This is a genomic window from Faecalibacterium prausnitzii, from assembly GCF_003287495.1.
Classification (GTDB): Bacteria; Bacillota; Clostridia; order Oscillospirales; family Ruminococcaceae; genus Faecalibacterium; species Faecalibacterium prausnitzii_I.
In genome coordinates this window covers 74,882-95,710 of the sequence record NZ_PRLE01000007.1, presented here as the reverse complement: position 1 = coordinate 95,710, position 20,829 = coordinate 74,882, and the positions used below count along the sequence as shown (strand labels likewise).

Below are 20,829 nucleotides of genomic sequence, written 5' to 3'. Positions count from 1 at the left end.
CACAAAAAACGCCCACCCACAGCGCTGCCATGGGTAGGCGGAAAATATTTTTTCAGGAAGCTCTTAACCGAAGATGTTGATGAGGATACCAGCAGCAACGGCAGAGCCGATCACGCCGGCCACGTTGGGGCCCATGGCGTGCATCAGCAGGAAGTTGGAGGGGTTCTCGCTCTGGCCCACTTTCTGAGAAACGCGGGCAGCCATAGGCACGGCGGAAACGCCTGCGGAACCGATCAGCGGGTTGACCTGGCCGCCGGTGAGGGCGTACATCACCTTGCCGCACAGGACACCTGCAGCGGTACCAAACGAGAAAGCAATCAGGCCCAGCACGATGATGAACAGGGTGCGGGAGTTGAGGAACGTGTTGGCGGAGGTGGTGCAGCCGACAGACAGTGCCAGGAAGATGGTGATAATGTTCATCAGCTCATTACCAGCGGTCTTCTGGATACGATCGACAACGCCGCACTCTTTCATCAGGTTGCCCAGCATCAGCATACCGACCAGAACGGCGGCATCCGGCACGATGAGGGAAACGATGATGGCGACCATGATGGGGAAGATGATTCTCTCGGTCTTGGTCACGGAGCGCAGCTGCTTCATCACGACAGTACGCTCTTTCTTGGTGGTCAGCGCTTTCATGATGGGCGGCTGGATCACGGGCACCAGAGCCATGTAGCTGTACGCTGCCACGGCGATGGAGCCCAGCAGCTCCGGAGCCAGACGGGAGGTGACGAAGATGGCGGTAGGGCCGTCTGCACCGCCGATGATGGCGATGGCAGCGGACTGCTTCTGGGTGAAGTCCACCAGGCCGGTAGCAGCCAGCAGGCGGGCGCCCATGTAAGTACCAAAGATACCGAACTGAGCGGCAGCGCCCAGCAGCAGGCTCTTGGGGTTGGAGATCAGCGGGGCAAAGTCGGTCATGGTGCCGATGCCCAGGAAGATCAGCGGCGGGTAGATGCCCAGCTTGACGCCCATGTAGAGCATATCGGCCAGGCCGCCGTTGTTCAGGATCTCGACCCACATCGGGTGCTCGAGGCCGTCACCGACGAAATACTGCATGTGGATCACGCCGCTGCCGGGCAGGTTTGCCAGGATCATGCCAAATGCCATGGGCAGCAGGATCAGAGGCTCAAACTCTTTGACAATGGCCAGGTAGAGCAAAAAGCAGCCCACGCAGATCATCACCGCGTACAGCCAGCCGCCCGGCTCGCCGAACCGCGCGAAACCGGAGCTCTGGAAAATACCGACCAGAGTATTGATAAACTGTGTCATATTTTTCCTCCCGTGTTAAAAAGGTGCGGTGGTGTCGTTGACACCAGCCTTGCCCCAGCCGTTTTTGCCGCGGCGCACTGCCTTGAGCACATACTTGCCGTTGCCCATCGAGTAGATGGCAGCCATAATGGCGGCCACAACATCGGCGGGGATGCCCTGCTCCACCTGGGGTGCAGCAGGAGCCTGTGCGGCAGCGGGCTTTGCGGCAGGCGCTGCAGGCTTTGCAGCTGCCTTGGGAGCGGCCTTGGCAGCAGCCTTTTTGCCATTCATGGCGTCAAAGATCTTGCCCTCCAGCGTGATGATGGCCATTAGCAGCACGAGGATCGCGAACACCAGAACGATACCGGTGATAGTCACGACCACATCAAAACCTAAATCCATGGTCTTCCTCCTATTTTGTTTGTATTTTTGTCCTCCGGAGCCAACCGGATCACAAAAGCGATTTGAACTTATTATACATTATTTTCCGGGCCGATTCAACAACTATGAACAAAAATCATGCTCAATATTAAGGGATTGTTAAGATCTTGTCCAATCTCAGCGGCTCTCAGCGGCGGCCGATCCGGGGCGTTGCATCGGTAAAACCGGTCTCCAGTTTATCGCCGATGCCAAGGCTCATGGCCGTGCCCAGTGCCACGCAGTTGACGGGGTCGGGCGAGACGGTCACTTCCACTTTCAGCTCCTGGCTCAGGTACTCGGTCAGGCCGTGCAGCTGGGCACCGCCGCCTGTCAGCACCACACCGTTGCGGTAGATATCACCGGCCAGCTCGGGCGGGGTCTTCTCCAGCACCTGATGGGCTGCCGTGCCGATCTGCTCGCTCAGCATCATGACCGGCTCGTACAGGTCGCTGGTGGAAACGTTGACACGGACGGGCAGGCCGGTGAGCAGGCTGCGGCCCTTGACCTCCATCGTCTCGTTGAAATCCGCTTTCTGGGGGCAGCAGGCCACATGCTTTTTCAGTTCCTCAGCCGTGCGCTGGCCAATGGCAATGCTGAACTTGCTGCGGACATGCTTCAGGATCTCGTCGTCGTAGTGGTTGCCCGCCACCCGGACACTGGTGGCCTTGACCTTGCCGCCCAGCGACAGCACCGCGATATCCGTGGTCCCTCCGCCGATATCAATGATCATCCGGCCATCGGGCACGGTAATGTCGATGCCGGAGCCGAGGGCCGCGGCAATGGGCTCATCAATGAGGTAGACCTGCCGGGCACCGGCGGCCACGACCGCCTCCACCACGGCGTCGCTCTCAATGCCGGTGATGGCCGCCGGCACGCAGACCGCCACCCGGGGCTTGACCATGTGGGAGCTGTACACCTGATTGACGAAGCGGCAGATGAGCTCACGGGTCATGGTGTGGTCACTGATGACGCCGTCTTTCAGCGGGAAAATCGCGGAAATATAGTTGGGCGTGCGGCCCACCATAGCCAGTGCCTTGTCGCCCACCTCCAACACGGAGTTCTTGCGGGTATCCACGGCCACCACGCTGGGCTGGTTGAGCACAACGCCCTGCCCTGCCTGCGCAATGATGATGGTGGTAGTACCAAGGTCAATGCCGATATCTGTCTGTGCCATAATCCAAAAGTCCTTTCTCTCGTCCCCAAAAATCCTTTTTCTGTATCAAAACGCCCTCGCGGGCCGGGAAATCAAATCATCTTATAGTATAACATAGTGCTTACGCTTTTTCCACTGTAACTTGCTCCGGCGGCAGGGCTTCCTCCAACAGTTTGGCAAGGCCGCTGTACCGCAGGTTCTGGCGCACATTGCTCATCATCCGGTTGACGACATCCCGCCGCCCGGCCACGATGCACAATTTGCGGGCGCGGGTAACACCGGTGTAGAACAGGTTGCGGTAACACAGCCTTGGCGGCACCTGCGCCACCGGCAGGATGACAGCCGGGAACTCACTGCCCTGGCTCTTGTGCACCGTGATCGCGTAGGCGATCTCCAGCTCATTGAGGTTCTCCGCCGGGTAGACCAGACGGCGGTCATCCATCCGAACCACCATCGAGCGGTCACGGGTGTTGATGGATTCCACAATGCCGATATCGCCATTGTAGGCACCCACACCCTGTTCCCCGCCGACTCTCTGCCAGACGATCTCATAATTGTTGCGCACCTGCATCACTTTGTCCCCTACCCGGAACACCCGGGCCGCGCTCTGCAGCTGGGGCTTTCCTTTCTGGGCCGGGTTGAGCAGGTTCTGCAGCTCCACATTCAGCGCCTGGGTGCCGGTGGGGCCCAGCTTGGTAGGGCAGAGCACCTGGATATCCCGGATGGGGTCAAACCCGTAGCTGCGGGGCAGCCGGGTGGTGACCAGATCACACACCAGCTTCTGGGCGGCATCGCCGTCCGCCTCCAGAAAGAAGAAATCGTCCGTCTTGCCGCCCTTTTGGAGCGGCTCGTTGGAGATGATGTGGTGGGCGTTCTCCACAATGAGGCTCCGCCTGGCCTGCCGGAAGATCTCGTTCAGGCAGACGGTGGGCACCAGCCCGGAGCGGACCACCTCCCCCAGAATGTTGCCCGGGCCCACGCTGGGCAGCTGGTCGGCGTCGCCCACCATGATGACGCGGCAGCTGTACCGCAGCGCCGCAATAAGGGCCTGAAACAGCTTGACATCCACCATGCTCATCTCATCCAGAATGACCACGTCACACTTGAGGAGGTTTTTATCGTTGTGGATAAAGCTGACCACGCCGCCTGTGTAGTCCACCTCCAGCAGGCGGTGGATGGTGGAAGCCTTGCGGCCCGTCAGCTCACTCAGCCGCTTGGCGGCACGGCCGGTAGGGGCGCAGAGGGCCACCCGCTCGGCCTGATTTTCCAGCAGCTGCAAAATAGCGTTCACGGTGGTGGTCTTGCCGGTGCCGGGGCCGCCTGTCAGCACCAGACAGTTTTCGGTCATGGCCTTGCGGATGGCCTCTTTCTGGAGCGGTGCATAGGCAAAGCCCTGTGTCAGCTCCAAAATCTGGATGTTTTTATCCAGATCACGGGCGGTATTCTTCCCCCGCCGGGTCAGCATGGCCAGCCGGTCGGCAATGTCCTGCTCGGCGTCCAGCAGGTCTGGCAGGTAGATATAGGGCACGCCCTCGTACAGTTTCACCCGCAGCTCTTCGGTCTGCAAGCAGCGGTCCAGAGCAGACGCCAGCTTTTCCGGCGGCTGGTGGATGAAATTGGAGGCAGTGTCCAGCAGCTGGCTCCGAGGCAGGCAGGTATGGCCGTTGCCCGCGTTGTGGCGCAGGGTGCGCAGGAGGGCAGCTTCCAGCCGCTGGGCGCAGTCCCCTGCCATGTGGTAATACTGAGCAATGCTGTCCGCATGGCGGAAATCCAGCTGCAGCGGCTCCCCGCAGAGCAGATAGGGGTTCTGGGCAATGGCGTTCATGGCACCGGGGCCAAAGGTGCGGAAGACCTCCATAGCCCGCCGGGGGCTGATCTCAAACTGAGCCAGATAGGCGATGAGCTCTCGCATCCCGAACATCCGCTTGAATTCCTGCTGGATGCGGTCGGCCTTATCCGCCGAGATGCCTGGGATCGTGGTGAGCTGGGCCGGGTCATTGGCGATGATTTCCAGCGCCTGGGCACCGAATTTATCAAGGATCTTGTCCGCCGTCCGGGCACCGATATAAGGCAGTGAGCGGCTGGCCAGGAACGCATACACGGCTTCCAGATCCTTGGGCATGTCCGTCTCGCACTCCTGCGCATGGAACTGGCGGCCATAGGTGGCATGGTTCTCATATTTGCCCCGGCAGATGACCGTCTCGCCCGCGTGCAGCTCACCTACCACGCCGCAGACCACGGTCATGACACCGCCGCCGGATACCTCGAACACCGTATAGCCGTTGTCCGTGTTTTCATAAATGATGTCCTCCACGGTGCCTTCCAGTTGTTCCAGCTCCTGCTCCATTGGCTCACCTCCCTGTTTCTGGCATAATTATTTATAGTATAACGTTTTTGAGGCGATTTGTAAATCCGGCACAGCAAAAAGCCGCTCACCCCGGAGGATGAACGGCTTGATTTTATGGTTTACAGATTGTTCCGCACCGCGTGTCCCTGCTGATTTTCTTTTTCATTCATCAGCTTTTTGCGCACCACAAAGTACGCCGGGATGAGGAAAAAGCAGGCAAAGAACCAGGCCACCGGGTTGGCGATGCAGGCAGCAAAGTAACCCCACAGCGGCACAAAGAGGAAGCCCACCATGGCACGGGCCACCATCTCAGCAACGCCCGCAAACATGGCAAGACCCGAATAACCCAGGCCCTGGATGGTGTAGCGGTAGATGATGAGCACCGCCAGCGGGATGTAGAAGACGCTGTTCCAGAAGATGAAGCTCTGGGCGTTTGCCATGATCTCCACCTCGCCGGCGTCCAGGAAGAGGCCAATGAGCAGCTTATCCGCAAAGCGGAGGATGATAAAGGAAGCAATGCTGTACACACAGCCGATGCCCAGCGCCGTGTTGACGCCGCGGTTCACTCGCTTGAGGTCGTGGGCACCCAGGTTCTGGCTGGCATAGGTGGTCATGGCCGTGCCGATGCTCTCCAGCGGGACAGACAGGAACTGTGCGGCCTTGCCGCCGGCCGTCTGGGCGGCCACGATATCACTGCCCAGACCGTTGACGGCACCCTGCAGCACCACGCTGCCAATGGCCGTAATGCTGCACTGCAGGCCCATGGGGATGCCCATATTGCAGAGCTTGAGGCAGTGATCACGGCTGAGTTTTCCCTCTTCTTTGGACCAGCGCAGCTCATGGTAATGCCGGGCAATGTACCACAGGCTGCCAAAGCCTGCCACGGCCTGGCTGAACACCGTGGCAAACGAAGCGCCGAACACGCCCATTTTGAAGACGATGATGCAGAGCAGGTCGAGGCCGATGTTCAGAAAGCTTGCCATCAGCAGGAAATACAGCGGGCGCTTGCTGTCGCCCAGAGCGCGCATGAGAGCGCTGGTAACATTATAAAGCAGGGTGAACGGGATGCCCCAGAAGATGGTGCGGACGTAGATGTCCGCCAGGTCGATGATATTGGCCGGGGTATTCGTCCAGACCAGGATGGGCCGGGTGAGTGCCACGGTCACGATGGTGAGCACCACCGCAAAGATGATGCTCAGCCAGACCGTGTTGGCCGTGTAACGGCGCATCTGGCTGTAATCTTTCGCGCCAAACGTCCAGGAGACGGGGATGGAGAAGCCGCAGGCAATGCCATTGACAAAGCCCAGCACCAGGTAGTTCAGGCCGCCCACGCTGCCCACCGCCGCCAGCGCTTCCACGCCAACAAAGCGGCCGACAATGATGGTATCGGCCAGGTTGTAAAACTGCTGGAACAGGCTGCCCAGCATCAGCGGCACCGCAAAGGCAAGGATCAGCTTGAGCGGGCTGCCCTGCGTCATATCTTTTGTCATACCATAGCCCCTCCCATGGGCGGTTTTCTTTGCTAAATTTTTGCCGATAAAAACGCCCTGCCGCAGAAAAAGGGCAGGACGTCTCGGTTTCCATGAGTGGTATTATAATCAGGGGGCCATTTTTTTGCAAGAGGTTTTGCAAAGATTCCCCGGTACAACATTCACAGTCTGCCGCGCAAAAAACTGTTGATTCTGCTCAAGAGATTCTCCAGCATTCTGAAAATCCCGCTTTCAGGCATTCCCAGCCAGCAGATGCAACTCCCGTTCCAGCTGCCAGCGCAGCCGGGAGGGCAGCACCTCCCCTGCCGCGTGCAGGGCGATGGTATCGCCGGAAGCTGCTGTTTCCGGCTCCACGGGGAGGGTCACAACCGCCTCGGCGCCGCCGCCGGAGCCGGCTTCCAGCGCAAAGCCCCAGCCCGCCCGGCGGCAGACCGCCCGGCAGATCTTCAGGCCAGCGCCCGCACCGCCCAGGAAACGGCGGCGGTTCTCCTGCCAGTTGGCCGGGCCTGGCAGGCCGCAGCCATGGTCCGTGACCGTCAGCTGCCAGGCGTCCTCTGCCCGGCACAGACGCAGAACGATCTTTCCGCCCGGGGCAGAAGCCCGCAGCGCATTGGAGAGCAGATGGAAGACCATCAGCTCGGCTTCTTCCGGACTGCCCAAAACCGGGCAGGTGTCCGGCTCGCAGGATACGGTCAGGTGCACTTTTGCCTGCCGGGCCATTTCCTCCCGCAGGGACGCTGCCTGCCGCAGAACACTGCACAGATCAAAACCGCGGCGGGACGGCACCGGGTCCTCTTCCAGCGCCATCAGGTCCATCATCTCGCTCAGGGTGCGCTCCAGCCGGACGGTCTGCAGCTCCATATCGGCCAGCGCCTGCCGGGTGGGCGCATCGCCGCTCTCCCGCAGGTGCATCTGCAGATATTCCCGGTTCTGGTCCACGAGCCCAATCGCATGAAAGCAGACAGACTCAAACTCCCTGCGCGGGAACTCCATGCTCTCCGGCTGCTCTTGTGGTGTCTGGCGCATCCCATCGCCTCCTGCCTTTGTGTCAGTATCCGTATTCCTGGCTGATTGCCCGCAGGGTATAGATCAGCTTACCTGCGGTCACTTTCTGCCCTGCCAGATGCGTTTTCCCCTTGAATGCTTTCCACGCGGGCATCTGCCGCGTTTCCAGCGCGTCGATCAAACGGCGCAGGCCGCTGTCCACCGCCGCGACGGTCACATTGTGGTGCTCGGCCACCCCCTGCAGGATCTCCTTGCGGATGGCCAGCTTGCCTTTGGACTGGCTGGCAATGAGCACCGCCTCGGTGAGGTAATCACAGTTGCTGTCCGGCTGGATGATGCCCCACTCCTGATACATCCGGCCAAAGCGCTGCTCCAGGGTTCCAGACTCCTGCCCGGCCGCCGTCAGCAAACTTGCCAGCAGCTCTTTCAGGCTGCTCTGGCGGATGAGGTAGCAGGGGCCGTCCGGCGAGAGGCTGGACACAGCGGTTCTTTCCCGCCGGGCATTGTCCTGCAGCAGAAGCAGCGGCTTTTGCTGCAGGCGGCTCATCCGCTCCAGAAATTCCCGGCTGTCCATATCTTCCAGCGGGCCGCCCAGCACCACGACCTCCGTGTTCCGGCCCTGTTTCAGGCTCTGCAGCAGTTCTTCGCCGCTGCGGTACTCGCTGCACAGGATCTCCGCACTTTGCTCCGCGATATACTGGTGCCACACCCGCAGCTGATGTACATCATAGCTGGCCAGTGCAACGCGCAGCCCGGTGTTCTTCCGCTCACTGCTCACCCGCCGCGCCTCCCTCCGGCCGCCAAAAATACCGCGTTTCCGCCGTTTTTGTCGATCTCATATTCCATTCCTCCCTGCTTGCGGTTTGCGTCGAAATGTGTCTCTACATTTTATAATTCTATAAAGCAGGGGGAGAAGATTCAATCCCAAAAAAGCGTCAAAAAGTGTCGAAACTCCGCATTTGTTGACGCATATCGACGCTTTGTGAATCGCAACAATGCAGTTTGGGGCGTGTCCGGTGTTTTCCGTCAGCGGGTATAATGCCCCGCCTCTACACCAAGAATAACATTACCCACCCGCAAAAGCAAGCGCTTCTTCGCAGTTTTCAAACTTTTGTTGTCAAATTTCAGCCGCGCAAAACTTTCCTGTGATAAATCCATGGTTTGTTCACATTCATTTGATAAAATAAGACGGTTATCTTGTTATTTTTCTGTCGGCGCGCGTCCGGCAGACCTCCGGGCAGCCCGGTTTGCAGGGCCGGAAACACGCATCCGGCTCCGGGCCGTTGCCCAGAAAGGCAGGTATATGCTTCAGCTTAAAGAAATCCGCAAGGAATACAAAACAGGCGATTTGGAACAAGTCGCCCTCAACGATGTCAGCCTGAACCTCCGTGACAATGAATTTGTCGCCATCCTGGGCCCCAGCGGCTCCGGCAAAACCACACTGCTCAACATCATTGGCGGCCTTGACCGCTATGATGGCGGTGACCTGATCATCAACGGCATCTCCACCAGGCAGTACACCGACCGCGACTGGGACTCCTACCGCAACCACACCATTGGTTTCGTGTTCCAGAGCTATAACCTGATCCCCCACCAGACGGTGCTCTCCAACGTGGAGCTGGCACTGACCATCTCTGGCGTGTCCGGGGCCGAGCGTCGCCGCCGGGCCGTGGAAGCCCTCAAACAGGTGGGTCTGGGCGACCAGCTGCACAAGCACCCCACCGAGATGTCCGGCGGCCAGATGCAGCGGGTAGCCATTGCCCGCGCGCTGGTCAACAACCCCGACATCCTGCTGGCGGACGAGCCCACCGGCGCGCTGGACAGCGAGACCAGCCTCCAGGTCATGGAGCTTTTAAAAGAAGTGGCCAAGGACCGGCTGGTGGTCATGGTCACCCACAACCCGGAACTGGCTGAGCAGTACGCCACCCGCATCGTCAAGCTGCGGGATGGTGTCATCATCTCGGACACCCAGCCCTACGCCCCGGACGATGCCCAACTGGCCCCGCCCGTCTACAAGAACATGGGCCGGGCCTCCATGTCGCTCTGGACCTCGCTGGCTCTCAGCTTCAACAACCTGCGCACCAAGAAAGCCCGCACCCTGCTCACTGCCTTTGCAGGGTCCATCGGCATCATTGGCATTGCTCTTATTATCTCCCTGTCCCAGGGTGTCAACGATTACATCGACGATATGGAGCGCTCCACCCTGAGCGAGTACCCGCTGCAAATTCTGAGCAGCGGCATGGACATCACCTCCCTGCTCTCGTCCAGCAACGCGTTCACCACCCTGACGGGCACCCAGTACACCTCCATGACCGTAGCCGAAGAGGGCAAGATCCCGGTCAAGCAGCTTGTGACCAAGATGGTGTCCGGCATCAGTTCCAACGACCTGACCTCTCTCAAAAAATATCTCGAGAGCGACGAGTGCACCATCCGGGGCGACGCCACTTCCATTGAGTATTCCTATAATGTGTCACCCCAAATTTACCGGCAGGACGCGGACGGCAGCATCCGCAAAGTGAACCCGGATTCCACGCTCTCAGCACTGGGCATCAGCTCTTCGTCCTCCACTAACAGCCTCATGTCCAGCATGATGGACACCAGCGTCTTCTACCAGCTGCCCGAGAGCAGTGATCTCTACAGCTCCCAGTACGATGTCAAAGTAGGCCGCTGGCCCGAGACCGCCAACGAGTGCGTGGCGGTGCTGGGCAAGGACGGAAGTATCATTGACTATGTGCTTTACGCCATGGGCCTGCGGGACAGCGCCGAGCTGGACAAGATGATCCAGCAGTTTGCGCAGAACCAGAACGTCGATCTGCCGCAGGATTTCCGCACCTATTCCTACGAGGATTTCCTGGGCCTGAATTTCAAGGTGGTGCGCGGCGCGGACTGCTACGAGTACGATGAGACGTACAACATCTGGAAAGACAAATCCGAGGACAGCGATTATATGAAGCAGCTGGTGGCAGGCGGCGAAGACCTGACCATCGTGGGCATCGTTCAGCCCAAGGCGGATGCTTCCGCCGCCATGCTCTCCTCCGGCATCGCCTACCCTGCTGCCCTGACGCAGCATGTCATCGAGGAGGCCAAGACCAGCGCCATCGTTCAGCAGCAGATGGCCGACCCCACCACCAATGTGCTGACCGGGGAACCCTTTGGCGATTCCAAGGGTCTGGTCAATTCGCTGGACCTTTCCACGATTTTCTCTGTGGATACCGACGCGCTCAAACACGCGTTCTCCATTGATTCCAGCGCCCTGAACTTTGATCTGGACGGTGCTTTTGACCTGAGCGGCGGGGCGTTCGACCTCTCCTCTCTCATAGACGCATCCAATTTCAAGCTTGATCTGGACGCTCTGGCCGACAGCCTGGGCGGGATGGAGAACCTGCCGGACATTGACCTGAGCGAGGCCTTTGCCGGGCTGGACCTCTCCATCTCCCCGGACGCCCTGCAGGCCTTTGTGCAGAAAGTGTTCAAGGGATACAAAAACTATATCATCGGCAACGGCATCCTCAACTTTAAAAAGTGGAGTTTTTCCGCCTACCTGAAGTCGGAGCAGTTCCAGCAGCTGCTGGCCGAATCCCTGCCGGATCTGGTGGACACCGACGCCATTCAGGGCCAGCTGACCGAGGCCGTTTCCGGCGTGCTGCGGACTGTACTGGAAAGCTACTCCGACCAGATCACCGACGCGCTCCAGACACAGATCTCTGCCGCACTGGAGTCCTCCATCCAGTCCGCCATGGGCCCGCTGATGCAGTCGTTCCAGCAGAACCTGCAAACGATGCTGGAAAAGAATCTGGCCCAGCTTGGCAGCCAGATGGAAAACGCCATCAAGATCGACACCAAGACGTTCCAGAGTGCCATCCAGCTCAACATGAGCACCGACGACCTCACGGAGCTGATGAAATCCACACTGCGCTCTTCCAAATCCAGTTATGAGGGCAACCTCTCCGCCTTTGGCTATGCAGACCTTGCCTCCCCGAGCCAGATCAAAATTTACCCCCACGATTTCGACAGCAAGGCCGTGATCCTGGAAAAGCTGGACGCCTACAACGCCTCCATGGAAGCACAGGGTCTGGAAGACAAGACCATCCGCTACACCGACCTGGTGGGCACCCTGATGACCTCCGTGACGGAGATCATCAATATGATCAGCAGTATGCTGGTGGCATTCGTCTCCATCTCGCTGGTGGTCTCCTCCATCATGATCGGCGTCATCACCTATATCAGCGTGCTGGAGCGCCGGAAAGAGATCGGCATTCTGCGCGCCATTGGCGCTTCCAAGATGAACGTTTCCGAGGTGTTCAACGCCGAGACGTTCATCATCGGCCTGTGCTCGGGCGTCATGGGCATCGTGCTGAGCGAGATCCTGCTCATCCCGGGCAACATGCTCATCCGGCAGGTCTCTGGCAGCGACACCCTGACAGCCATCCTGCCGCTGGATGCCGCCGCGTTCCTCATTGTGCTGGCCACCCTCCTCACCATTCTGGCGGGCCTCATCCCGGCCATGGGTGCCGCCAAGAGCAACCCGGTCAAGGCCCTGCGGTCGGAATAAAACCGCTCTTCCCGATACGCGCAAAACCCCGGACAACAGGCAAACGCTTGCTGTCCGGGGTTTTCTTGTGTCGGAACTTTATCGCTCCACGGTAGTAGAAAGGGTGGTGCTCCAACGCTTGCCGGGCGCCAGGCAGACGGCTGCTGCCCGCTCGTTCCACTCCTGGGGATCGTTTTCTGCACTGGGCAGAGAGTGCCACGGTTCAATGCAGACAAAACGGACTGGTTTTGCCAGGGCACTCCAGATCAGTTTGTACGGGAAGCCCTCCACATTGCAGACGATGTGCCGCCCGGTATCTTTTTCATAGATCCCCAGCGTTTTGGTGCGCAGACCTGCCATGCAGAAGCTGTCGTTGGAGAACAACTCATCTGTCAGCTGGATCTTTTCCGTGTTCTTCCACTGGTAATAGCACCGCCCGCTGAGCAGACCATGGGGCCGCGCATCGATGATAACGGGGCTCTCCGGCTGGTCGAACCGGAATTCATAGTCCTCTGTGGTATGGCAATCGTCAAATGGGATGTTGAATGCCGGGTGGAAGCCGATGCCAAAACGCAGTTCCTCCTGCCCAGGGTTTTCCACGGTCAGGGTATGGTGGATGGTCTTGCCCTCCAGCCGGAACATGCTGGTCAGAACAAACTCAAACGGGAACCACGTTTCTTTCAACTCCGGGCTGGACCGCAGTTCCATGACGATCTCGTGCTCATCCACCCGCACCAATGTGTGCTCCACATCCCGGGCAAAGCCCTGCTTGACCACATGATAGGTTTTGCCCTTGTGAGAGTAGGAGCTCTGGGGCAGTTCCCCCGTCCAGGGGAAGAGGATGGGCGCGTGACGGGGCCAGACCTCCGGGTCAGCCTGCCAGAGCACTTCCTCCCCGGCTGCGTTTTTCAGGCTGACCGCTTCTGCACCAAGGGTGTCCACCGTCAGGGTAAAGAATTCGTTCCGAAGCACTGCCTGCATGGAAAACGCCTCCTTTTACATGGTCTTCTCGTACAGCTTGATGATATCCTTCACCGTGCTCTGGCGGGGGTTGGCGGGAATGTTGCCGCTCTTCATGGCGTCCTCGGCCATGGCGGGGATCTTATCCGCCGTCACGCCCACTTCCGACAGGGTAGCCGGGATGCCCAGTTGTTCGTTCAGATGGCGCAGCTCCTCCACCAGCATATCCGGGGTAAAGTTTTCGATGGGGCCATTGCCCTCCCGGATGTAGTTGTAGATGACCTCATAGCGGCCATGGTCGGCCAGAGCGTTGTACTCCACCACATTGGGCAGCAGGATGGAGTTTGCCACACCGTGGGGCACGTTGAAGTAGGCGCTCACCGGGTGGCTCATGGCGTGGACATTGCCCAGACGGGCCCAGGCAAAGGAGATGCCCGCAAAGTTGGAGCCCAGCATCATGGCACAGGCTGCCTCTTCATCCTGGCGGTTTGCCACAAAGCGGCGCAGGTTGCCGCCAATCAGCTCCATGGCCTTTTCCGCCATGGCATCGGAAAACGGGGTGGCGTTGCGGGAAACATAAGCCTCCATGGCGTGGATGAGGGCATCCACACCGCAGGAAGCGGCAATGGAAGCCGGGGCCGTCATGATGAGCTCCGGGTCCAGCACGGCGTACTTGGGCAGGATCTCATAGCTGAAGACCGAGAGCTTGTAGTTGCGCTCCGTGTCCGTGATGACGGCAGAGGCGGTCACCTCACTGCCGGTACCTGCCGTGGTGGGAATGGCGATCATGGGCACGATGGGGCCGGGCACCTTGTGGTTGCCCTCGTAATCGGTGATCTTGCCGCCATAGTTGACCAGCACACCCACGGCCTTGCCCACATCCATGGAGCTGCCGCCGCCCAGGGCCACGATGCTGGTAGCACCACACTCCTTGTACAGGGCTGTTGCCTCATTGACCACGGCCACGGTGGGGTTGGGCACCACGTCCAGATAACTGGTGCACTTGAGTCCGGCCGCCTCAATGATATCCTGTACTTTTTTGACGACACCGATCTTTTCCAGCCCGCGGTCCGACACCAGCAGGATGTTGTCAGAGTGGTTCTCGGCCAGGATCTCCGGCAGCTTTTTCAGGCTGCCCATGCCAAACTGGATGTTCTGCGGAATTTTGAAGTTGAAGTCTTTCATGGCTGCTCTTCCTTTCTATCGTTACCCGTTAAAAATGGAGTTCGGTTCTCTGGATCAGGTCTTTCTGCAGGGGCTTGCCCAGCTCCACAAAGTAGGCGCTGTAACCTGCCACGCGGACCAGCATGTCCTTGTAATCCTCGGGCTTTTTCTGGGCGGCCCGCATGGTGGCGGCGCTCATGATGTTGAACTGGACATGCATGGCGCCCTTGTGGATATACTCCTCAATAAAGCTTGCCAGATTGTCCCGGCCCTCAATGCCCGCCACAGCTTCCTGCGGGAAGCGGAGGTTCATCAGGGTGCCATTGGTGGCGAGACTGTGATCCACTTTGGTCAGCGAGTTGACGATGGCCGTGGGGCCGTTGATATCGTGGGAGCCAAAATCCGTGTGGACCGGGCCCATATTATCGGAGATGGCCTCCCCTGCCTTGCGGCCGTCCACCGAGGCATTGGTGTTCAGGCCCATGGCAACGTTGGCGTTGACGGAGTAGACACCGGGGCTGAAGATGCCGCCGCGCGGCGTCTTGCGGCCTGCAATGTGCTTGCAGTACGTCTCAAACATGAACTTGAACAGCTCGTCGGCGTAATCGTCATCATTGCCGTAGTGGTGAACTTTGGAGCTGTTGACGAGGGCATACAGCTTCTCGTAGCCTTTCCAGTTGTGCTTGACGGCTTCCAGCAGCTCGGCACCCGTGCAGCGTTTCTCGTCAAAGACCAGCTGCTTGATGGCGGCCAAGGAGTCCGCACAGGTGGCCATGCCGCTGGCCTGGGGGCCGATGCCGTTGTACTTGGCACCGCCCTCGGTCAGGTCGTGGCCGGACTCCATGCAGTCCTCAAACAGAGCTGAGACATAGGGCAGCGGTTTGAGGGCACGGTGGGCGTTCTCGATGACGCAGAGGCTGGAGCACATCTGGTTGGTCCAGTACTCAAACTGGGTGTCCACGCTCTGTTTGACTTCCTCAAAGCTGGCGTAGCGGTCCAGACTGCCCGTGTCGGGGCCCAGATGCTTGCCCAGCGCGCCGCACTGGCTCCAGCGGGGGCAGTGGGGGCCGCAGTCGATGCAGCGGCCGCCGTTGAGCACCATCTCCATCATCTTGGCGGTGTTGACATAGGCGGCATCGTGCCAGCCATACTCCTTGCCGGGCAGGCTGATCTCCACGCAGCCCACCACGCAGTAATCCCGGGCTTCTTCCAGCGTCATCCCCTTGCGCATCATGCCTTTGATGGCCGGGCCATCGTTGAAGAGCTTGGGGTGGCCATAGCCCGCCCGGATGCACTCCACGGCTTTGACGCGCAGCTCTTCGGGGGTGCCCTCATGCATCCGGACGCAGACCCAGGGGTTCATCATCCGGGTGTGGGCGGAGGCTTCCAGCATCAGCATGGTCAGGTCGTTGGTGGCATCGGTGCCGTCCCGCTTCACACCGCCAATGGTCAGGCTCTCGCCGCCAAAGCCGCGGCCATTGCGCAGGGCCATGCTGCCCCGGTCTTTGAGCTTGGTGGGGTTGTTGAGCTTGACGTACTCCACTTCCAGCAGCTCCAGCGCAAAGTCTTTGGAGATGCTCTTGTCGGCTTCGTAGTAGGGGTAAAGCCACTGGTCCATCCGGCCATAGGAGATGGAGTGGCCGTTGGACTCCACGCAGATGAGCATGGTGGCAAAGTTGAACAGCTGCAGCGCCTGCCAGAATGTCTTGGGCGTGCCGCCTGCCACGGCATGGCAGTTGACGGCGATCTGCTCCAGCTCTGCTTTCCGCTTGGCGTTCGGCTCCTTGGCGGCCATTTCCTCGGCCAGCACGGCATACCGCTCAATGTACTTCTTCACGGCGCTGTGCATGATGATGACCGCCTGATAGAATTCCCGCTTGGTGCAGAACTCGGGGTCGTGCATATCCAGCGCGGCCAGCTTCTGTTTGGCCCGCTCCAGCAGACCGTCAAAGCCCAGCCGCATCAGGCGGGCGTAATCCACGGCCAGGTGGCCGGTACCCGCATAGTGATAGAGGTTGGTCTGGTAGATCTTCTTGCCCGCCTCGGAGCCCTTGAGCTGGTCATCGTCCAGCCGGACGTTGATGTAATCGTCCAGCGTGCGGCCTTTCCACCAGCTGCACAGGTCTAAAATCTCCTGCTTTTCTTTCTCGTTGCGGATATAGAACTGGTCATGCTCCCGCTCTTCAAAGGGGTGGTTCTGCACCTCGTCCAGGATCCAGTTGACGGAAAATTCCGGGTAGATGGGCGCGGATTTGACGGGCGAAGCGATCTCGCCCACAATGAGGTCATCGTCGTAAATTTCAATGCCGCAGTGCAGCAGCACATTCTCAAAGGCATAGGCCACTTTGAGCTTTTCGGGCAGGTGCTCGTGCTGCTGATAGCTCTCGGTGACGAGGCGCAGGCGCTCTACATCCACATCATAACCACGGTCCAGAAAAGTCTGGCGCAGCTTGTTGATGCGGGGGTAGGGCGACCAGTCCTCGTGGTGGACCTGATAGCCCAGGCAGTAAACTTTATCGTACGGCTCGGTGCCGCGTGCGGTGGTGTGGACAGTTGCCATGGATGTTCCTCCTTGGTGTGATGATTTATTCCGGTTGACTCTCTTCTTTTTCTTTGGTGCCTACGAGGCAGTGGATGCCCCGGCTGTTGAAATACCTTGCAATTTCTTCTACCCGCCGCTGGAACGCCCGGCGCTGCAGGCGCACAGCTTCCATCTGATACGGGATCCCCAGTGATTTGTATTTTTCCTCGCCCAGCCGCATAAAACTCAAAAGCTGCAGGGTTCGCACCTGCCCGCCCAGCTGTCTGAGGATAAAATCCGCACTGGCCTCGATGTTCTGCCGCCCATCGTTGACCCCCGGGATGACCGGGATGCGGAGGATGAGCTCCCGCCCCTCCTGTGCCAGGCGGCGGAGGTTTTGCAGAATGAGTTCGTTGCCCACCCCGGTATACTGGCGGTGGAGGGCAGAATCCATCAGCTTGAGGTCCGAGATGATGAGGTCGGTATAGGGCAGAACCTTTTCCACCTCCGACCAGCTGGCACAGAACGTGGACTCACAGCAGGTGTGGTAGCCCTCCGCCTTGCAGGCGCGGAAGAGGGCCTCCACAAAATCGCTCTGGACCAGCGGGTCCCCGCCCGAGACGGTCACGCCGCCGCCCGAGCGCTCGTAGTAGCCTTGATCCCGGCGGATGAGTTCCATGCACTCCTCCACCGTCATCTGCCTGCCCCACTGCTTGAGCGCGTCGGAGGGGCATTCCTCGTAGCAGGCCAGGCAGTCCGTGCATTTTGTCCGGTCAATGCCCGCCAGCTTGCCCGCCGTAAAGCGGAAGATGTCTCCCTCCGGGCAGCTGTCCTCACACCCGCCGCAGACTTTGCGGCCGATGCATTTGGTCCGGTAAACCCCCACCTGGGGCTGCGGGGCCCAGCTTTCGGGGTTGGAGCACCACTGGCACCGCAGCGGGCAGCCCTTTAAAAAGAACTCCGTCCGCATCCCGGGGCCGTCGTGAATGGTAAAACGCTGGACGTTGAACACGATGCCCGTTTCCGTCACATTGCCAGCCTCCTTTCCCAGTTTATTTCTCTGATCGTTTCTGGCTTGATTCTAACAGATGCCGCCTCTCAGAAACAGTGGACAACAGGCTGATTTTATATAGGGAACATTCCCTATTTTTATGGCACAAAAAATGCCGGGCAGAGCAGCCGTTTCCGGCGCTCCACCCAGCATTTTACGGGAGATCTTCTTTTCTGTCTCAGGAGTCACTTTTTCGGATCGTTCTGTTCCATCCAGCGGTAGAGCTGGAACCGGGAGTTCACCCCGCACTTGAGGTAGATATTCTGCACATGTTTCTTCACGGTGTGGTAGCTCACCACCAGCTTATCCGCCACCGCCTGATAGGTCAGGCCCTTGGCCAGCAGGCGGGCCACCCGCAGCTCCGCTTTGGTCAGGGGCTGTCCGGTGCCCGCGGGCAGGGCCTCGCTGTTTTTGCCAGCTGCCGCAGGCTGCTCCGCCCGGGCAATGGTGATCCAGTGGTAGCGGTCCACAATGCCGTTGGAATAGCGCTGGTCGTAGGTGTAAATTTTGAAAATATAGTCCCGGATGACCCGGGTCTGCACCCGGTTTTCGGCGTGGCCCAGCTCACTGCCCAGCAAAAACGGGAGCCAGCTGCAGGGCCTGCTTCCATCCAACCCATCGGCAGCCCCGCCCAGGATATCATCCAGGCAGACCTTTGCCGCGTGGTTGCAGCTCATGATGTGCATGAAATCGTCCGTGACGAGATAGGCTTTTTCCCCCGAGAGGATGATCTCGCTCTGGATGTTGGAGATGATCTTGGCCTGCTCGTATTTCTTGAAGTTTTTGTAATCGTTGGCGATGTAAACGTAAATCTGTTCCAGCTGGCTCAGCTCCTCGGGCGTGAAATCGCCCTCTTCCCGGCTCTTGAAAAACGCCACCTGAATATACGCGTTGATGCCAAAGGCCATGGTCACGCTGTAGAGGGCCCCAAAATTTTCTTCGAGAAAACGCACATAGCTGCTCTGCTCATAATCCTCCGGCGGGATGAGTTTGGTGGAGTGGTAGAGCCGGGGCGTGACGTTGTTGTAGGTCAGTTTATCCTGCACGGCCTCCCGGTACAGCGTCTGGCGCACCACGTCGGCCGGCTGGCAGCGGCGGTAAGGGTGCTCCTCGCAATCGGCCAGCACCCCGTTGCGGTGGGTCCAGGAGAGGAAATTGCCCTGCGGATCAAAGTAGGAGATGAGCACATTTTGCAGCCCGAAATTCCGGGCCAGCGAGTCCAGCAGGACCACGTTGAAAAACTCATCGGCTGAGATCTGGTGCTCCGACAGCTCCGAGAAAAACCGGAGGCGTCCGTCTTCTGCACGGTCCATGTCACTCGTCCTCTTCGTCTTTGGCCCAGTGGTAGGCGCAGCGGACGGCCTTGTTCCAGCCCTTGACCCGCTTTTTGCGCTCCTCCGGGGTGATGTTGGGCGTAAAGGTGCGATCCACCGACCAGTTCTGCAGCACATCGTCGGTGGATTTCCAGTACCCCACCGCCAGGCCTGCCAGATAGGCGGCACCCAATGCCGTAGTCTCCACGCAGGAGGGGCGCTGCACCGGCACATTGCTCACATCGGCCATGGTCTGCATCAGGTAGTTGTTGGCGGAAGCGCCACCGTCCACCTTGAGGGCTTTCATCTGGATGCCGGAATCCGCCTCCATGGCGTGGAGGACATCGTTGACCTGATAGCACAGGCTGTCCAGCGTGGCCCGGATGATGTGATACTTGTTGCAGCCGCGGGTCAGGCCCACAATGGTGCCGCGGGCGTACTGGTCCCAGTGGGGCGCGCCCAGACCCGTGAACGCCGGGACCACATAGCAGCCGTTGGTGTCCTTGACCTTGCCGGCCATATACTCGGAGTCCCGGGCTTCTTCCAGCAGCTTGAGCTCGTCCCGCAGCCATTGGATGGCGGCACCGGCCACGAAAATGGAGCCCTCCAGCGCGTAATGCACTTTGCCGTCCAGACCCCAGGCAATGGTGGTGACCAGGCCGTTTTGGGAGAACACCGGCTGCTCGCCCGTGTTCATCAGCATGAAACCGCCGGTGCCGAACGTATTTTTTGCCTCGCCGGGGGTAAAGCAGGTCTGGCCGAAGAGCGCCGCCTGCTGGTCGCCTGCCGCACCCGCGATTTTGATGCCGTCGCCAAAGTGCATGGGGTCGGCCCACTCATAAAAGCAACTGGAGGGCATAGGGTCCGGCAGCATACATTTGGGGATATCAAGCTCTTCCAGAATCTCATCGTCCCACTGCAGGGTGTGGATGTTGAACATCATGGTGCGGCTGGCGTTGGAATAATCCGTGACATGGATCTTGCCACAGGTCAGCTTCCAAATGAGCCAGGTCTCCACGGTGCCAAACAGCAGCTGGCCCGCCTCGGCCTTTTCCCGCGCGCCGGGCACGTTGTCCAGAATCCATTTCAGCTTGGTGGCGGAGAAATAGGCGTCAATGACAAGGCCGGTCTTCTGGCGGAATTTCTCCGTCAGGCCTTTGGCCTTGAGCTCGTCGCAGTAGGCGCTGGTGCGGCGGCACTGCCAGACGATGGCGTGGTAAATGGGCTCGCCGGTGTCACGGTCCCACACGATGGTGGTCTCGCGCTGGTTGGTGATGCCGATGGCCGCAATGTCCGCCGCGCTGGCTCCCACCTGGTTCATCGCCGAAAGTGCCACGCCCAGCTGGGTGGTCCAGATCTCATTGGCGTCGTGCTCCACCCAGCCCGGTTTGGGGAAATACTGGGTAAACTCCTTTTGTGCCACACTGCACATCTCGCCTTTTTCATTGAACAGGATGCAGCGGTTGGAAGTGGTTCCGGCATCCAGTGCCATGATGTATGACATGGGGAAACTCTCCTTTTCTGGTAAAAATAAAAGCTGTGGGGCAAGCTCCGCCCAGAACTTTGCAAAGCCCTTGCGCTCTCTTGCTCCACAGCACGCTTTTTGCCTGTTTGCCTGATAAA

The 20,829-nt window shown here is 59.4% G+C and carries 14 protein-coding genes; 1 reads left to right on the top strand and 13 read right to left on the bottom strand.

The genetic code is table 11. From position 1 onward, the window contains the following. Positions 1–63: 63 nt before the first annotated feature. The 7 genes from C4N22_RS11690 to C4N22_RS11660 form a co-directional block, all read right to left on the bottom strand. Positions 64–1,272: a sodium ion-translocating decarboxylase subunit beta gene (locus C4N22_RS11690; RefSeq protein ID WP_112149094.1), complete on the bottom strand. Its 1,209-nt coding sequence runs from the start codon at positions 1,270–1,272 to the stop codon at positions 64–66. Between the two features lie 15 nt (positions 1,273–1,287). Next, complete coding sequence (locus tag C4N22_RS11685) at positions 1,288–1,653, bottom strand: OadG family transporter subunit (RefSeq protein WP_022256269.1); 366 nt, start codon at positions 1,651–1,653, stop codon at positions 1,288–1,290. A gap of 166 nt (positions 1,654–1,819) precedes the next feature. Next, positions 1,820–2,845 (bottom strand): rod shape-determining protein, encoded by a 1,026-nt coding sequence (locus tag C4N22_RS11680; protein WP_022256270.1) that lies wholly within the window; start codon positions 2,843–2,845, stop codon positions 1,820–1,822. 100 nt (positions 2,846–2,945) lie between these two features. Continuing rightward, positions 2,946–5,171, bottom strand: a complete 2,226-nt coding sequence (gene recD2, locus C4N22_RS11675) for an SF1B family DNA helicase RecD2 (RefSeq protein ID WP_112149093.1) — start codon at positions 5,169–5,171, stop codon at positions 2,946–2,948. A gap of 119 nt (positions 5,172–5,290) precedes the next feature. Beyond that, positions 5,291–6,661 carry an MATE family efflux transporter gene (locus tag C4N22_RS11670; protein ID WP_112149092.1) on the bottom strand — a complete coding sequence of 457 codons (1,371 nt, stop codon included), beginning with the start codon at positions 6,659–6,661 and terminating at the stop codon, positions 5,291–5,293. Between the two features lie 231 nt (positions 6,662–6,892). After that, positions 6,893–7,687, bottom strand: coding sequence for a sensor histidine kinase (locus C4N22_RS11665; RefSeq protein ID WP_112149091.1), 795 nt, complete (start codon positions 7,685–7,687; stop codon positions 6,893–6,895). 22 nt (positions 7,688–7,709) lie between these two features. Next, positions 7,710–8,444: a response regulator gene (locus tag C4N22_RS11660; protein ID WP_112149090.1), complete on the bottom strand. Its 735-nt coding sequence runs from the start codon at positions 8,442–8,444 to the stop codon at positions 7,710–7,712. A gap of 525 nt (positions 8,445–8,969) precedes the next feature. On the opposite strand from C4N22_RS11660, the gene C4N22_RS11655 reads away from it, so the two are divergent. Continuing rightward, positions 8,970–12,218 carry an ABC transporter ATP-binding protein/permease gene (locus C4N22_RS11655; protein WP_112149089.1) on the top strand — a complete coding sequence of 1,083 codons (3,249 nt, stop codon included), beginning with the start codon at positions 8,970–8,972 and terminating at the stop codon, positions 12,216–12,218. A 78-nt stretch (positions 12,219–12,296) separates the two neighbouring features. On the opposite strand, the gene C4N22_RS11650 is transcribed toward C4N22_RS11655, so the two are convergent. From C4N22_RS11650 to glpK, 6 genes are all read right to left on the bottom strand, one after another. Then, positions 12,297–13,178, bottom strand: coding sequence for an aldose 1-epimerase family protein (locus C4N22_RS11650; protein ID WP_112115399.1), 882 nt, complete (start codon positions 13,176–13,178; stop codon positions 12,297–12,299). Between the two features lie 15 nt (positions 13,179–13,193). Next, entirely contained in the window at positions 13,194–14,342 is a 1,149-nt protein-coding gene (locus C4N22_RS11645; protein ID WP_022256277.1) for an iron-containing alcohol dehydrogenase, read from the bottom strand. A 28-nt stretch (positions 14,343–14,370) separates the two neighbouring features. Beyond that, the gene (hpfG, locus tag C4N22_RS11640; protein WP_112149088.1) at positions 14,371–16,881 is read right to left on the bottom strand and encodes a (2S)-3-sulfopropanediol dehydratase; all 2,511 of its coding nucleotides are present in this window, start codon (positions 16,879–16,881) and stop codon (positions 14,371–14,373) included. Positions 16,882–16,906: 25 nt separating this feature from the next. Beyond that, positions 16,907–17,872, bottom strand: a complete 966-nt coding sequence (hpfH, locus tag C4N22_RS11635; RefSeq protein WP_022256279.1) for a (2S)-3-sulfopropanediol dehydratase activating enzyme — start codon at positions 17,870–17,872, stop codon at positions 16,907–16,909. 206 nt (positions 17,873–18,078) lie between these two features. Next, positions 18,079–19,206 (bottom strand): helix-turn-helix domain-containing protein, encoded by a 1,128-nt coding sequence (locus tag C4N22_RS11630; RefSeq protein WP_112149087.1) that lies wholly within the window; start codon positions 19,204–19,206, stop codon positions 18,079–18,081. A gap of 1 nt (position 19,207) precedes the next feature. After that, positions 19,208–20,710, bottom strand: coding sequence for a glycerol kinase GlpK (gene glpK, locus C4N22_RS11625; RefSeq protein ID WP_112149086.1), 1,503 nt, complete (start codon positions 20,708–20,710; stop codon positions 19,208–19,210). Positions 20,711–20,829 lie beyond the last annotated feature (119 nt).